The sequence below is a fragment of the Corynebacterium pelargi genome, from assembly GCF_014635485.1.
Taxonomy (GTDB): Bacteria; Actinomycetota; Actinomycetes; order Mycobacteriales; family Mycobacteriaceae; genus Corynebacterium; species Corynebacterium pelargi.
Window position 1 is genome coordinate 573,303 of sequence record NZ_BMCX01000001.1, and the last position, 14,694, is coordinate 587,996.

Here is a 14,694-nt window from a genome sequence, read left to right on the forward strand (position 1 = left end):
GGTTACTTCTCTCCTTTGGTGAGGTTGATTTCAAGGTCGTTGGCTTTGATGGAGAACTGGCCCTTTTCGGCAACGTTGTACATCTCCTGTACCAGTGCCGCCAGGTGTCCGCCAGGGGCTTCATCGCCACTGGTGCCATTGGCTACGGCTTCCTTCATGGCATCGACTTGCGAACCAGCGAACATCGCGCGCAGCAGCAGGGTGTCGATGTCCTCATCGGGGTAGCGCTCCTTGAGCCCGGGCATCATCGGCTCCAAGGTGGGACGCTCTTCAGGAATTTGTGCCGAACCGTTGGCAAGGATCTTCTCCAAAGCCTCAGGCTCGATAGGAGCAAGTGGTTCGCCGTAGTAGCCAAGCACATACTTCTTAATCTCATTCGGCACCGAGCTGTAGCGCTCGCCGGAGATCACGTTCATCACGGCCTGAGTGCCGACGAACTGGGCAAAAGGCGTGATCATGATCGGGTATGCAAGCTCTTTGCGCACGCGAGCGGTTTCGTAGAGCAGCTCTTCAAAGCGATCCTCCAAGCCTGCGGTAGCAAGCTGGGACTCGAAGTTGGTGAGCATGCCGCCGGGGAGCTGGTGCATGTAGTGCAGACCGTCGTATGCGCGAGGCTGACCCAAAGGCTTGCCCTCGAGATCTGCGATCTCGCGGATCCGATCAGAGACTCGCTCAAGGCGCTCATCATCGATATTGACCGTGTAGCCGAGAGCACGCAGATCGCGAGCCATACGCAAGGTGCCTGGCTGGCCGGGACCATTGGCCAAAGGCTCCGTGGAGCAGTGAATGGCGTTCACGCCCAGCTCCGCGGCGAAGATGTACACCAGCGGAGACACACCGGTCAGGCTGTGGGTGTGCAGCTCCAGGGTGCGGTCCGGGCCAATGGCTTCGCGGATCGCAGGAATGATGGTGCGGATACGGTCCGGGGTGAGCAGGCCGCCGGCGTCTTTGAGCATGATGCGATCAACATCGGCACGCTCGACGAGCTCCTTGGCCTTTTCAATGTAGAGCTCATCGGTGTGCACCGGGCTCAGGCAGTACGCAAGGCAACCGTAGGTTTCAGCGCCGAGTTCCTTCGCGTGCACCAGGCCGGGAACGATGTTGTCCATGTCGTTGAGGCCGTCGAAGGAACCGATGACGCGGAAGCCGTTGGCGTAGAGACGGTCGATCCAGTTGATGATCACATCATCCGGCAGAAAGTCGAAGGACGCGAGGTTCTTCGATCGGATCATCGCACGGAATTTCATGTGCGGTGCGGCCTGGTGAATCTTGCGCACACGCTCCCAGGGATCTTCCTTGAGGTAACGCACCGGCACGTCGAACTGAATGGGAGCCACGAGGTCCACGTGCTCGAAGCCTGCATGCGACAGGTCATCGATGATCGACATCATGTGATCGGTGGTCATGCGAGTGGCCCAGATGCTCTGGTGCGCATCACGCAAGGTGGTATCCACAATCTTGATTTCGCCCATGCTGTCGGCGGGGCGACCACCTGCGGCAAAGATCTCCGCGATGGTTTCGGTACTGAGTTCTTCTGGGCTTAAGCCAGCCATCGTGCCTCCTACAACGTGTTGTGCGCTGAAATTGTTTGGCGTTGTTGAACTTTCGAACTCTTCTCAAGCAAGCAAGGTCGTGAGTCCAGTTGCAAAGTCCGTGCTTACAAATCACAGCCTACCTAGCAGTGTGTCCCACACCTCACGTCTAAAGTGCACCAAATTCACTCCCGCCCTTGTGCATCTCACCCACACATAGGTATCTAGCTGGCAATTTAGCGCTTTTTCTCACCCCGGCTTTTGAGGCTTCAGGCGAAAAATCATCCCGAAGAATGTCCGAACATACCCCCATCTGGGGTCACTAGGCGCACACGGGTTCATTATGCGAACACTTTTGATCACACCCGGCGCGGCCTAAAAACCCTGCTCAAGGCAGTAAAAAAGCCTAAGCGTGACACCTTTCGCACATCTTCGGCCACAAACAGCAGTAGAAAGCCATGTTCCGAACCTTGTGACTGCTGCTACAGTTCGACGCAATTCAGATCACACTTTGGAGGAAATATGACGAGCGTGAGTACCACATCACCCCACTCGCCACAGGCCAAGGCGAAAGACGGCGATCGCAAATCCCTCGGAGCATCCGTCGTAGGGCAGCTCCTCGAATGGTACGAGTGGAGCTCCTATGCCGTATTCGCGCCATTTATCGCAGCGGCGATGTTTGATAAGTCGAACCCCACCTCCGCACTGCTAGCCACCTTCGGTGTGTTCGCCATCGGCTTCCTTGCACGCCCGCTCGGTGGCATCATCTTCGGCATCATCGCCGATAAAAAGGGTCGCAAGAATGTGTTGATGACGACCATCTTGATGATGGCCGCAGCATCCGTCGTCATCGGCATCTTGCCCTCCTACGAGAGCATCGGCGTGTGGGCATCCCTCGGCTTGCTTATCATTCGCGTCCTTCAGGGTTTTGCCCACGGTGGCGAATCGGCGGCAGCGAACTCCTACATCCCCGAAATTGCACCGAAGCACAAGCGCGGCCAATGGGGCAGCTTGGTCTACGTTGCCATCTTCGGAGGCTCCGTGATTGCCTACACCCTTGGTGGCATGATCTCCCTGGTACTCAGCGAAGAGCAGATCGCTTCCTGGGGCTGGCGCATCCCCTTCCTTTTGGGTGCTGTTGCCGCGGTGATTGCGATGATCATGCGTCGCCACATGCAGGAATCTGAGGTGTACGAGCAGTCGAATAAGCCCGCTTCTGCCACCGAGGCACGCGAGGAGCACCACGATAACCTCCCCCACCCAGACCCCCGCTTTGTGCAGGTAAAGCAGCGCAAGAAGCACTCCGTACTGGTATCGATCCTGTTGGTTATCGGCATGGTCTCCGGTGTGACAAGCTCGCACTACACCTGGTCTTCCTACGTATCTACCTACGCCATCAAGCACGAAGGCATGAGCACCCAGGGCACCTACTGGGTCACCGTGGTTGCACAGGTGATCGCGCTGATCTCACTGCCACTGTGGGGACGACTCTCGGACCGTATTGGCCGCAAGCCAGTGATCTACACCTTCGCTGTCCTGCTCGCCATCTTGCAGCTTCCCATGATGAATCTGATTGATTCTCGCCCCTGGACGCTGCTTGTGGCATCCACCGTTGCCCTGGTTGTTGTTTCCGCCGGTGGTGCACTCTTGGCATCGGTGATGTCGGAGGTATTCCCCACCAACCAACGCACCAAGGGCATCGGCCTGGCGTACTCCATCTCGGTGGCGGTCTTCGGTGGTACTGCCCCATACATCTTCCAGATGTTTGTCGCCCGCGACCTTGCTTGGATGTCGTCGGTGTACGTCATCATCCTGTGCCTGCTCACCTTGATCTCCATGCGCTTCTTGCCAGAAACCAAGGGCATCGAGCTCCAGCACGCCTAGCGAAAAGAACACATCAAAGGCCACCCGCCCAAGCGGGTGGCCTTGTTCATGCCGAAGGCCCGGCTCAAGCAACGAAGATGCTTAAGCCGGGCCTGATGCTTTTGGTTTAGAGCAGCGCTACTTCAAAGGGAGCGTCGGTTGCCTCGCGCACCGATTCAACCGTCTCGCCTTCGGCGCACTCAAGCAGGGTGAGTCCCTGTTCAGCGTCCACGCGGAACACAGCGCGATCAGACACGATCATGTCTACGCACTTGGCTCCAGTCAGTGGCAGCTTGCAGGCTTCCATGATCTTGGATTCGCCGTGCTTGGATACTTGGAACATCATCACGATGATCTTCTTTGCGCCATGCACCAGGTCCATCGCGCCACCCATGCCCTTGACCATCTTGCCGGGAATCATCCAGTTGGCCAGATCGCCGTGCTGGGATACTTCCATTGCGCCAAGGACTGCGACGTCGATTGAGCGCGAACGGATCATGGCAAAGGACTGGGAAGAGGAGAAGAAGGAGCCACCGGGGGCCACGGTGATGGTTTCCTTGCCGGCGTTGATCAGCTCGGGATCAACCTTGTCGTCTTCTGGGTACGCGCCCACTCCGAGGATGCCGTTTTCGGAGTGCAGGACAACCTCGCGCCCCTCGGGCAGGTAGTCGGGAATGAGCGTGGGCATACCAATGCCGAGATTGACGTACTGGCCGTCTTCGAGTTCTTGCGCAACCCGAGCCGCCATTTGTTCACGTGTCCAAGCCATTTACTTTTTCACCGTCCTGAATTCGATACCAGTTTCTTGAGGGCCTACCTCGACCACGCGATCCACGAAGATGCCTTGGAGATCGATCTCTTCTGGAAGCAACTGGTCTACTACATGTTCTGCCTGCACGATGGTGATGCGACCGCACATCGCAGCATCGGGATTGAAGTTTTGAGCCGTCTTGTTAAAACGCAGGTTGCCGTAACGATCGGCCTTGTGTGCATGCACGAAGGCGAAATCCGCGCGGATGCCCTCTTCTAAGACATAGGCCTCGCCGTTGAATTCGCGGATCTCCTTCGGCTTGGAGTACTGCGCCACGCTGCCGTCGGGGTTGTAGCGAGTCGGGATGCCACCTTCTGCAAGCTGAGTGCCCACACCTGCTTTGGTGTAGAAGGCAGGAATTCCGGCACCACCTGCACGCATGCGCTCCGCAAGCGTGCCTTGAGGAGTGAACTCGACGGTAAGCTCGCCGGCCAGGTACTGGCGAGCGTATTCCTTATTTGTGCCGAGGTAGGAACCGATCGAGCGGGCGATGCGCTTATCTTCAAGGAGAAGACCGAGCCCAAAGCCGTCGGTACCGAGGTTATTGGAGATGATGGTGAGCTCGCCGACGCCGAGTTCACGCAGTCCTTCGATCAACCGGGCGGGAATGCCCACCAAACCAAAGCCGCCGACGGCGATCGAGGCGCCTTCAGGAATATCAGCGACGGCTTCTTTCACGTCTTTCAATACCTTGTCCAACATGTGTCCATGGTATCCGCTGTTCACATAATGCACAAGGGTTCTCTGTGCGCACATTTAGGGAAAATGCGCTAGTCTTAACCCCACAACGCTTCACATTTTGGAGCTTCGAGCAAGAAGAAAGTAGGCACGATGGCTGAGGTTGCGGAGGTGCAATCGCTGGTTCGCGGGCTAGCAGTAATTCGCGCTTTTAATGAACAACACCCGCGCCAAACGCTCGCCCAAGTGGCGGAAGCTACCGGGCTTGCACGCGCGACGGCCCGCCGTTTCCTTCACACTTTGATGGCTCAAGGCTATGCCTCCACCAACGGCAGCGAGTTTTGGCTCACCCCAAAAGTGCTGGAATTAGGCTACGCCTACCTCTCTAGCCTGGGACTTCCCACTATTGCGCAGCCGCATATCGAGCAGCTCTCGCGCGAAGTGGATGAGTCGTGTTCACTCAGCGTGCTCGATGGTCCAGATGTGGTGTACGTTGCCCGTGCTGCGGTACGCAAGATTATGAGCACCTCAATCACAATCGGTACCCGCTTTCCTGCCTATGCCACTTCGATGGGGCGCGTGCTGCTCGCCGGCCTCGACGAGAAGGCTTTCGACGCCTACTGGCAGGCCACAACCATCAAGGCGATTACCCCGAAAACAATTAGCAAAAAATCTGAGCTTTTTAAGGTAATCGCACAAGTGCGTGATCAGGGTTGGTGCATCGTGGACCAAGAACTCGAATTAGGGTTGAGGTCCATTGCAGGCCCTGTGCATGATCACGAGGGACGCCTCGTTGCCTCTGTGAATATCTCCACCCCCTACGCCATGCACGAGGAGGAAGAATTGCGCACCCGCTTTCTTCCCGCTTTGCTCAACACCTGCCAAGCGATCTCGAACGATCTTCGTAATACAACACTTTCCTCCCCCACCATTTCTTAGGAGAAGGCCATGTCTAATCCTTCCGATATTGTTATCTGCCACCCCAAGCGCACCGCCGTCGGCCGCTACGGCAAGGAGCTCGTCAACGTCCCGGTTGAAGATCTTGCTACTGCCGTGGTTCGGGCAATTATCGACGAAACCCAGATCGACACCGCCGTCATCGACGATCTGATTCTTGGTCAGGCTTCACCCAATGGCGCTGCACCGGCCCTTGGTCGCGTGGTGGCTCTCAATGCCGGCCTTGGCAACCAGGTGCCGGGTATGCAGCTTGATCGACGCTGCGGTTCCGGGTTGCAAGCCATTGCCACGGCAGCAGCCCATATCGCGTCCGGGGCAGCCGAGCTCATTATTGCCGGTGGCGCGGAGTCGATGTCGCGTACCGAATACACCGTTGATGCTGATGTGCGCTGGGGTAAAAAGGGAGGCAACATGGTGTTTCGCGACCGACTGGCCCAGGCGCGTGAAACCGCCGGTGGTAAGAACCACCCCATCCCCGGTGGCATGATTGAAACCGCCGAGAATCTTCGTCGCGAATACGGCATTAGCCGCAAGGCACAGGATGCCTTCGCTGCTGCATCCCATGAGCGGGCAGCCAAAGCGCAGGAGTCCGGCATTTTTGCCGAGGAGATCGTGCCGGTGGAGATTCCTCAGCGCAAGGGCGAGCCGGTGGTCTTTGACCAAGACGCCCACATTCGCCCCGGCACCACCGAGGAGTCTTTGAGCAAGCTGCGAGCTGTGATGGGTCGCAGCGATGAAGAGGCCACCGTGACCGCGGGCAATGCCTCTGGCCAAAACGATGGCGCAGCAGCGATGATCGTGACCACTCGAGCAAAGGCTCAGGAATTGGGTCTTGATATCAGCGTCTGTCTGCGCGGCTGGGCTGTGGCAGGTGTTCCTCCGGAGACAATGGGCATTGGGCCCGTGGCTGCCGTCGAAAAGCTATTTGCTCGCCTCGACTTGAGCTTTGACGATATCGACCTCATCGAGCTCAACGAGGCATTCGCCGCTCAGGCATTGGCCTGCCTTGAGCATTGGGGTATTGATGCTGAAGATCCTCGCGTCAATCCGCTCGGTTCCGGCATCTCGCTCGGACACCCCGTTGGTGCAACCGGCGCTCGCCTGATGGTAACGGCGGCGCACACCATGCAGCGCGAATCGCTGCACCGCGCACTGGTGACCATGTGCATCGGTGGAGGCCAAGGCCTCGCCGCGGTGATTGAGCGCGAAGACGCCTAGCCCAAACCGATTAACTAAAACGCACCAAGCTCACGCCACCAAAGATCAGCACCAAACCAATGATTCTGATCGCGCTGATCTTGGTGCGTGGTGCTCCAAAGGCTCCACGAAGTTCAAGTACTTGACCGGTAATCATGGCACCGGAAATGGAGGCGATCACCATCGTGCCGGTGCCAATGATTGGGGCAAGAGTGGCACCGCCAATAACAAAGGCCGCTCCGAGCACGCCACCAAGCCACATCCACCAGGGGCCTGAAGCAGGGCGAACCTTCGCATTGCCCCGCCAGATCACAGCAGCGCTGAGAGCCAAGAGCAAAACAAGCCCCACGACGAGCGAAATTTCGCCCGCGAGGATCGGTGAATCCAGCACGCGACCAAGCTGACCATTGACGGCAGTTTGGGTTGCAGAGCCCATCCCAATGGCCACCGCGAAGCAACGCCATGCCCACGTGTGTGCACCTTCTGTGCGCCCACCTGCGCCACGGCGTGGAAGCTCAAGCACGCACGCTACGCCCAATAACACGATGGCAGCGCCACCAAGGCGCGCGGGCGTCATAGGGATGCTGGGATAGTGGAAGAGCCCGAAAGCGTCGACGAAGAGCCCCATGAAGGTCTGACCGAGAATGGGCAAAATGACCGTTTGCACCGCGCCGATACGTGGGAAGATCACGATATTGCCCACGATGAAGGCAACACCCATAAACCCACCTAGCCACAGCCACCAGGGTTGACCGATCAACGAATCGAGCCGGCCAAGGAGATTATTTCTGGCGATGGCCATCAGCAGCGCCACCGACGCCACCGCGATAATGAAGCTGTAGGTTGCGGTGATAATCGGTGAGCCCACCGATTGCCGCAAACGGGTGTTAATCCCCGTTTGGATTGGCACCACCGCCCCGACTAGGACGGCGCAGATTAATAACAGCACAAGCGCTCCTCCCCGCTATTGGCGTATCGGCCAGGAAAACTGTGACCTAGACCAAGCCTAGCGGGTACTCAGCACCTTCAGGTTTTAGCGCTGGCGGTCGCGCTTTTGAAATCCCATACGAGGCCTGAAGCCCTCTGGACGGCGCAATTGTGCTACCGCATCCCCAATGACAAGGCGGAAACGAGGGCTCATCGGCGGCATCTGCATGATGGAAAACCAAGCCACCTCAGTGTTCTCATCATCACCAACGCTGGGTGGATCATCGCCGATAACGGAACACCGCATCGCGGTATCCATATAGCTAGCCTGATCGCCATTCGGGTAGGTCACAGGGCCTGCTGCGCCAACGCCCAACAATGCCTCCACCTGAACGTCAAGGCCGGTTTCCTCTTTGACCTCACGCACCGCAGCGATATGTGGTTCCTCACCGGGATCAACGATGCCAGTAACCGGCGTCCACTGATCGTTATCGGCGCGTTTGACCAAGAGCACCTCGGGGACGGCACTGATTGGAGCCCCTTCAGGAACATCGCGGATGACAACGGCAGTCACGCCTGGCATAAAGAGCATGTCATTGCCGATTTTCTCGCGCAGCTTCAACACGAATTCCGGGGTGGCCACTAGTCTTGCTCCTTCTGGGCGTCGTGGTGTGCCTCGGCGGTTGCCGATTCATCCTCTTCCTGTTGGAGGGCACCGTTTTTGAGTTGCTCTACCAGCGCTGCGGGATCGAATTCATTGAAGTACTCCGCCGGTGCCGTGCGTTCTTGTGCCATTTCGACTACACCTCCGATGCTGCAATGGAATCAAGGATGTACTGCTTGACTGCCTCGGGATCATTCGGCAGATCAGCAACGTGGCGCTCAGCGTCCATAATTCCTGCAAAGCGCTCGGGAATCTCTGGTTCTTCACCGATTGATTCTTTGATGGTTTGGGCAAACTTCACCGGCAATGCGGTTTCGAGCACCACGATGGGGGTTGCTACCTGCTCAGTCCAATCGCGAGCGGCCTTGACGCCGTCCGCGGTGTGCGGATCAATCAACGTGCCGGTGCGCTCGTAGCAATCTCGAATCGTGGCCACTCGATCGGCGTGGGTGGAGGTAGCAGACGCAAAGCCATAGTCTTGCGCTGCCTTGGGGAACGCTGGGTCGTCGACAAGCGAGAAACCGCCTTGCTTGACTTTTTGCCCGAAGAGCTCAGCGGTGCGCTCGGCATCGCGGTCGAGCAGATCGAAGATGAAGCGTTCGAAGTTCGAGGCGCGCGAGATATCCATCGAAGGCGAAGAGGTTTCGAAGGTGTCCGCCGAGCTGCGAACGCGATAATTGCCGGTGCGGAAGAACTCGTCAAGGACGTCATTTTCGTTGGTGGCAACGATCAGACGGTCGATTGGCAAGCCCATCTGGCGCGCAATGTGTCCTGCACAAATATCGCCAAAGTTGCCGGTAGGAACCGCGAAGCTTAGCTTTTGCTCATTGCTATCAGTCATGCGGAGGTAGGTGGAAATGTAGTACACCACCTGCGCCATCAAACGAGCCCAGTTAATGGAATTGACGGCACCGATGCGTTGCACGCGCTTGAAGTCGGCATCAGCAGACACGGCCTTGACTGCGTCTTGGCAATCATCAAACACACCGTCGAGGGCGATATTGAAAATGTTGGGATCATCAAGGCCGAACATTTGAGCCTGCTGGAACGGCGTCATGCGACCTTTCGGGGTGAGCATAAAAACGCGGATGCCTTTGCGGCCGCGCATCGCGTACTCAGCAGAAGAACCGGTATCGCCTGAGGTTGCGCCCAGGATATTGAGCGTATCGCCGCGGCGAGCAAGCTCGTATTCGAATAACTCGCCAAGCATCTGCATGGCCATGTCTTTAAATGCAGCCGTCGGGCCTTCAGAAAGGTGGCCGAGATAGATGCGATCTTCCAGGTGCGAGACGGGAACGATGTCCTCGTGGGCAAACTTCTGCGTGGTATAAGCACGCGCAGCAATACCTTCAAGATCTTCGGCGGGAATGTCATCGACGAAGAGCTTGAGCACCTCGGCTGCCAATGCTGCATAACCCTGCTCAGCAAGAAGCTTGCGCCACTGATCAAGTTGGGCACCATCGATCTGCGGATAGTGCTCAGGCAGATACAAGCCGCCGTCGGGGCTTAAGCCTGCAATCAAAATGTCGCTAAAACTCGCTGGGGTCTGGGAAGCATCACGCGTAGAAATATATTTCACGGCTACTACCCTAGCGGGCATCGCGGGAAAGCAAGGCACACCAGCCCAGCAGGCGCACCCAATATGCCACGACGGATAGCGAACATGGCCTTGAGTTAAGCGCCAGTGGCCCGGTTGACCAGGGCGTCGATGATTGATTTCAGTGCTTGATCGCCAAGCGGTTTATCACCTTCAACCTTCGGCAATGGCCCCGCTGCACCGCGAGCTTGTTCAGCCTCGGCGCGCACGCTGAGCACCGTGCCCTCCAGTTGCAGTGGGGTGCGGCTTTTTGCACCAGTTGATTCGACTGCACGCAGGAAGGTTTGCAGCTCGCCGATGGTTGCGCCTTCAAGATCTAAACTCATGTTGATCATATTTGCTTCAACGTGTGAGCCGCTCGGATCGTTCCCACACTCGGCACCTGGGCCAACACCGAACAAGGCCACAGCACAAGCGCGGCGAAGCTGACACCCGGCCAGTGGCACAAGCGGAGCCGCAGGGTGAGACATCGCCCGCCCAAGTTTTTGCAGCACAGCCGGGCCGGAAACAACCGGGCCGGGTCAGGAACAACAGGGTCAGGAACAACAGGGCTCGGAACAGCCGCGCCAGGAACAACCGGTCCAGGAAAAGTCTGGCCAGCCTGGGTGTTTGCATCACGAGCCGGCGGGTTCTACATTATTGTTGATTCATCACCTAGAAGGGGCTTAGGCCCTAAGGAGCTAAGAATGCGAACTGTTGAAGAAGCCATCCGTAGCCGCCGCGCCACCAGGGCATATAGCGAGCAACCCATTAGCGATGAGGTACTGAACAAGGTAGTAGAGCTCACCTTGGAAGCCCCATCGGCTTTTAATGCCCAGCGAGCAGACCTCGTGGTGGTGCGCGACCAGGACGTCAAAGATGCCCTGTACGAGGCCTCCGGCCAGGCACAATTGCGTGATGCACCGGCGGTACTGATTAGCGTCGCCCGCGCAGATATTCCTGAAGATCTCGAGGAGATCCTTGGCGCTCAGCGCGCCGAGTTCGTCCGCGGCTACCTTGGCAAACTCGATCAGGCAGCACTGCGTGAAACTGCGATGAAAGATGCCATGCTGCTGGCAGGCTTTGCTCTTATCGCTGCCCAGGGAGAAGGTCTTGCCACCTCCCCCACCACCGGCTGGGATGAGTCGAAGGTGCTGCAGGCGATTGGTCTTGGCGGCCGCGAAGACCGTGGCATCGGCCTGGTTATCGGCATGGGATACCCGGCGGAAACACCAGAGCACCCAGGCAGGGCCGCCAACCGCCGTATTAACAACCGCTACTAGCGCTCATCTTCGGTGGGCATCGCCTCACCCCAGAACACTTCATCGACGACCTGGCGCGCACGTCTGGTGAGCCTTAAGTAGTGCTCTAGGAACTCTTGATAGTCCTCGGGATTCCACCCTGCAGCACCAGCCACAGCAGCAAGCTGTGGCCCTGGTTGCGGCAGTTGATCCACACGCTTTCCTCGGACCAGCACAATCGCATTGCGCGCCTCGGTGGCCGCAAGCCAGGCCTCTTTAAGCGTTTCTACCTTTTCTTTTTCCAACAATTGCTGATCAGCAATCACATCGAGCGATTCCAGAGTTGAGGTATTACGCAACTCCGGAACATTGTGCGCGTGCATCAGGGTAAGTAACTGCACGGTCCACTCAATATCGGTAAGGGCACCACGGCCTAGCTTTGTATGTGTCTTCGGGTCGGCCCCTCGTGGCAGGCGCTCATTATCCACCCTGGCCTTCATCCTGCGCACTTCACGGATGACTTTTTGCGTCACCCCAGCGTCGGGATACCTGAAGCGGTCGATCATCAGGAGGAAACGTTCGGCGAGTTTCACATCACCGGCAATGCCGGTGGCGCGAAGCAGCGCCTGGATTTCCCAGACTTCACCCCAGCGCTCGTAATAACGCTCATAGGATTCCAGCGTGCGCACCACCGCACCCGAGCGCCCTTCAGGACGAAGCCCAAGATCGACCTCCAGCGGAGGATCGCCGCTCGGTTTTGCCAAACGCTGGCGCATGCGATCGCACACCGAGATGGCCCACTTCACAGCTTGGTTTTCTTCCACGCCTTCGACTGGCTCGCACACAAACATCACATCGGCATCGGAGCCATAGCCAAGTTCTGCGCCGCCGAGGCGCCCCATACCGATCACAGCAATACGGGCAGGTGGCTGTTCAAGGCCTTCTTCCGCCACCGACGCGCGGATCTCTGCACCCAAGGCTGCTTCCAATACGGCATCCCACACATAGGACAAAGCGCGGCAGACTTCTTCTACTTCCATCATGTTCAGCAGGTCTGCGCTGGCGATGCGTGCGAGCTCTTTGCGGCGTAGTGAACGCGCAATCGCAATCGCCTTCTTGGGATTTTCGTGGCGCCCGGCAGCAGCCACTAGCGACTTCGACACGGTACCGATCTTGGTATCAAGCAGTTTGGGGCCACTTGCGCCATCACCAAATTGCTTAATCACGTTGGGTGTAGAAAGAATCAGGTCCGAGGCATAGGGGGAATTGCCAAGTATTCGCATCAGGCGTTGTCCCACGATGCCTTCGTCGCGAAGCATCCTGAGGAACCAGGTTTGATCATTCAACGCCTCGGAGAGTTTGCGATAATTCAGCAATCCGGCATCGGGATCTGCAGTTTGCGATAGCCACTCCATCAGGGTTGGCAGGAGCATACTCTGAATTTTCGCTTTGCGGCTCGAACCTGCCGCCAGCTTTTGCAGATGCTCAAAGGCACGGTCGGGGAATTTGTATCCGAGTGCTCCGAGCTGCAGTTTGGCTGCCTCGGGGGAAAGCTTGATGGTGTCGGCATCCATCACTGCCACCGAGTTCAGCAGCGGACGATAGAACAGTTTGCGGTGCAGGTTTTGGATGTGCAGGCGCACCTTGCGCAGTTGTTCATCCATCGCATCGATGGCACTGCCCTGTTTGGAGCTACGGAAACCAGCAGAGCGCGCGAGCCAGCGCAGGTTCTTTTGGTCCTGCGGCGCAGGAAGGGTGTGGGTGCGCTTGACTTTATGCAGTTGCAGGCGGTGTTCCAGCAAGCGCAAAAACTCATAGGCGCGAGTCAGTTCAGCGCCGTCCTCGCGGCCAATATAGCCACCTTCTACCAGCGCCGAGAGTGCGTCGACGGTAGCCAAGGTGTGCAGCGATTCATCGGTGCGACCGTGCACGAGCTGCAAAAGCTGCACCGCGAATTCCACATCGCGTAGACCGCCCTCGCCCAACTTCAGCTCGCGGGATTTCAGCGCGGAAGGCACATTTTCTAATACCCGCCGGCGCATCGACTGCACATCATCCACAAAAGAGTCACGCTGGCTGGCGTTCCACACCAAAGGAGAAATGGCGTTGGAGTATTGCTGTGCAAGCGGAATGTAGCCCGTCATGGGTCGGTGCTTGAGCAGCGCTTGGAATTCCCAGGTATCCGCCCAGCGCTTGTAGTAGGCAACATGGGAATCGAGCGTGCGCACGAGCGCACCGCGTTTGCCTTCCGGCCGAAGGGCTGCGTCGACTTCGAAGAAGCTACGGCAACCAATTCGGATGAATTCCCCTGCGAGCTTGGTGGCGGCTGGGCTTGGGGGTTCGGCAACGAAGATGACGTCGACATCCGAGATGTAATTCAATTCCCTGGCGCCACATTTGCCCATCGCCAACACCGCAAGGTGGGTATCGAGTGGTTCATCGCCATAGGTATTGCGCACTGCCACTGCCAGCGCCGCAGTGAGGGCTGCATCTGCGAGATCAGCCAGTGTTGCGGTGACGACGCTGAAATCTACCTCCGGCTGCCCTTCCCTACGAGGGTCTTCTAGGTAGGTGCCTGCAAGATCAACGGCGGCGATGCGCAGCAGCAGATTGCGATAGGTCTTTCTCAGAATGACCTCAGCCTCGGTTCCACCGATTCCTGCGCAGTAGGTTCCAGCAGTAGAGCACTCATCGATGGCGGGATCCTCGGTAGCAAACGACATGCCGAAGGAAAGCTCTGCGTCTTCTGGTGGAGTTTGTTCAAATTGCGCTGGCTTTGCTTGAACGCAGCCGAGCAATTCCACGAACATCCCAGCGCGGTGCGGCATCGGTTTTTCCAAGTCGCGCCATAGGTGCGGGTGGGCTACCAGGTGATCGCCGAGCACCGATGATCCGCCCAGAAGGGCGAAGAGGCGAACGCGGAACACCACGTTGCTTCTGATCGCCTGATCCACTTCTTCGCGCTCTTGGGGTTCAAGCGCCTCCATGAAGCGAATCAAGGAGTTCAACGCGAGGTCTTCATTGGCGGTACCGGCTAAGGCCCACAAAAGTGGCAGGGAGGCTTCATTCCACCAGCCCAGCCACTCAAGATCCTTTGCTGCATGCTGACCATGAAAGCCAAGCGCGCTCACCGAGGGCAGGGGGCCTCTGACTGGTTTGCGAGTATTGGTTGGCTGTTGGCTCATTGCTTTTGCCTCATTTTCCTTCCATGTGGGGCACGGGGCAGGCTGAACTTCGTCGGTATTGCT

Annotated in this window: 13 protein-coding genes; 4 read left to right on the forward strand and 9 right to left on the reverse strand. The window is 57.8% G+C overall.

The window, feature by feature from the left end:
* Nucleotides 1-2 precede the first annotated feature (2 nt).
* Nucleotides 3-1,553, reverse strand: a complete 1,551-nt coding sequence (locus IEU99_RS02545) for a hydroxymethylglutaryl-CoA lyase-like TIM-barrel protein (RefSeq protein WP_128889470.1) — start codon at nucleotides 1,551-1,553, stop codon at nucleotides 3-5.
* Nucleotides 1,554-2,054: 501 nt separating this feature from the next.
* Between IEU99_RS02545 and IEU99_RS02550 the strand changes: the two genes are divergently transcribed.
* Nucleotides 2,055-3,416 (forward strand): MFS transporter, encoded by a 1,362-nt coding sequence (locus tag IEU99_RS02550; protein ID WP_128889469.1) that lies wholly within the window; start codon nucleotides 2,055-2,057, stop codon nucleotides 3,414-3,416.
* 106 nt (nucleotides 3,417-3,522) lie between these two features.
* Here the strand turns inward: IEU99_RS02550 and IEU99_RS02555 are convergent, their stop codons facing one another.
* A complete protein-coding gene (locus IEU99_RS02555) occupies nucleotides 3,523-4,164 on the reverse strand; it encodes a 3-oxoacid CoA-transferase subunit B (protein ID WP_128889468.1) in 642 nt (213 codons plus the stop codon).
* Nucleotides 4,165-4,908, reverse strand: a complete 744-nt coding sequence (locus tag IEU99_RS02560; protein ID WP_128889467.1) for a CoA transferase subunit A — start codon at nucleotides 4,906-4,908, stop codon at nucleotides 4,165-4,167.
* Nucleotides 4,909-5,037: 129 nt separating this feature from the next.
* Here IEU99_RS02560 and IEU99_RS02565 point away from each other — a divergent pair, with 129 nt between their 5' ends.
* Both IEU99_RS02565 and IEU99_RS02570 read left to right on the forward strand, forming a co-directional pair.
* A complete protein-coding gene (locus IEU99_RS02565; RefSeq protein ID WP_128889466.1) occupies nucleotides 5,038-5,823 on the forward strand; it encodes an IclR family transcriptional regulator in 786 nt (261 codons plus the stop codon).
* A gap of 9 nt (nucleotides 5,824-5,832) precedes the next feature.
* Nucleotides 5,833-7,059: an acetyl-CoA C-acetyltransferase gene (locus IEU99_RS02570; protein ID WP_128889465.1), complete on the forward strand. Its 1,227-nt coding sequence runs from the start codon at nucleotides 5,833-5,835 to the stop codon at nucleotides 7,057-7,059.
* Between the two features lie 10 nt (nucleotides 7,060-7,069).
* On the opposite strand, the gene IEU99_RS02575 is transcribed toward IEU99_RS02570, so the two are convergent.
* From IEU99_RS02575 to IEU99_RS02595, 5 genes are all read right to left on the reverse strand, one after another.
* Nucleotides 7,070-7,987, reverse strand: coding sequence for a DMT family transporter (locus tag IEU99_RS02575; protein ID WP_229718347.1), 918 nt, complete (start codon nucleotides 7,985-7,987; stop codon nucleotides 7,070-7,072).
* Nucleotides 7,988-8,071: 84 nt separating this feature from the next.
* Nucleotides 8,072-8,608, reverse strand: a complete 537-nt coding sequence (locus IEU99_RS02580) for an NUDIX hydrolase (RefSeq protein ID WP_128889464.1) — start codon at nucleotides 8,606-8,608, stop codon at nucleotides 8,072-8,074.
* Nucleotides 8,608-8,760, reverse strand: coding sequence for a hypothetical protein (locus tag IEU99_RS02585; protein ID WP_164931143.1), 153 nt, complete (start codon nucleotides 8,758-8,760; stop codon nucleotides 8,608-8,610). Before IEU99_RS02585 ends, IEU99_RS02580 begins: the two co-directional genes overlap by 1 nt.
* A 5-nt stretch (nucleotides 8,761-8,765) precedes the next feature.
* Nucleotides 8,766-10,208 (reverse strand): threonine synthase, encoded by a 1,443-nt coding sequence (gene thrC / locus IEU99_RS02590; protein ID WP_128889463.1) that lies wholly within the window; start codon nucleotides 10,206-10,208, stop codon nucleotides 8,766-8,768.
* A 95-nt stretch (nucleotides 10,209-10,303) separates the two neighbouring features.
* Nucleotides 10,304-10,552, reverse strand: a complete 249-nt coding sequence (locus tag IEU99_RS02595; protein WP_229718348.1) for a Cgl2226 family protein — start codon at nucleotides 10,550-10,552, stop codon at nucleotides 10,304-10,306.
* A gap of 360 nt (nucleotides 10,553-10,912) precedes the next feature.
* Here IEU99_RS02595 and IEU99_RS02600 point away from each other — a divergent pair, with 360 nt between their 5' ends.
* Nucleotides 10,913-11,488 (forward strand): nitroreductase family protein, encoded by a 576-nt coding sequence (locus tag IEU99_RS02600; protein ID WP_128889461.1) that lies wholly within the window; start codon nucleotides 10,913-10,915, stop codon nucleotides 11,486-11,488.
* On the opposite strand, the gene IEU99_RS02605 is transcribed toward IEU99_RS02600, so the two are convergent.
* Nucleotides 11,485-14,631 (reverse strand): bifunctional [glutamine synthetase] adenylyltransferase/[glutamine synthetase]-adenylyl-L-tyrosine phosphorylase, encoded by a 3,147-nt coding sequence (locus IEU99_RS02605; protein WP_128889460.1) that lies wholly within the window; start codon nucleotides 14,629-14,631, stop codon nucleotides 11,485-11,487. The genes IEU99_RS02600 and IEU99_RS02605 overlap by 4 nt on opposite strands.
* Nucleotides 14,632-14,694 lie beyond the last annotated feature (63 nt).

What these genes read in the sequence shown, in the direction of transcription:
- IEU99_RS02545 (WP_128889470.1), bottom strand. Translation starts at nt 1,553, where the DNA reads ATGGCTGGCTTAAGCCCAGAAGAACTCAGTACCGAAACCATCGCGGAG.
- IEU99_RS02550 (WP_128889469.1), top strand. Translation starts at nt 2,055, where the DNA reads ATGACGAGCGTGAGTACCACATCACCCCACTCGCCACAGGCCAAGGCG.
- IEU99_RS02555 (WP_128889468.1), bottom strand. Translation starts at nt 4,164, where the DNA reads ATGGCTTGGACACGTGAACAAATGGCGGCTCGGGTTGCGCAAGAACTC.
- IEU99_RS02560 (WP_128889467.1), bottom strand. Translation starts at nt 4,908, where the DNA reads ATGTTGGACAAGGTATTGAAAGACGTGAAAGAAGCCGTCGCTGATATT.
- IEU99_RS02565 (WP_128889466.1), top strand. Translation starts at nt 5,038, where the DNA reads ATGGCTGAGGTTGCGGAGGTGCAATCGCTGGTTCGCGGGCTAGCAGTA.
- IEU99_RS02570 (WP_128889465.1), top strand. Translation starts at nt 5,833, where the DNA reads ATGTCTAATCCTTCCGATATTGTTATCTGCCACCCCAAGCGCACCGCC.
- IEU99_RS02585 (WP_164931143.1), bottom strand. Translation starts at nt 8,760, where the DNA reads ATGGCACAAGAACGCACGGCACCGGCGGAGTACTTCAATGAATTCGAT.
- IEU99_RS02595 (WP_229718348.1), bottom strand. Translation starts at nt 10,552, where the DNA reads ATGAGTTTAGATCTTGAAGGCGCAACCATCGGCGAGCTGCAAACCTTC.
- IEU99_RS02600 (WP_128889461.1), top strand. Translation starts at nt 10,913, where the DNA reads ATGCGAACTGTTGAAGAAGCCATCCGTAGCCGCCGCGCCACCAGGGCA.
- IEU99_RS02605 (WP_128889460.1), bottom strand. Translation starts at nt 14,631, where the DNA reads ATGAGCCAACAGCCAACCAATACTCGCAAACCAGTCAGAGGCCCCCTG.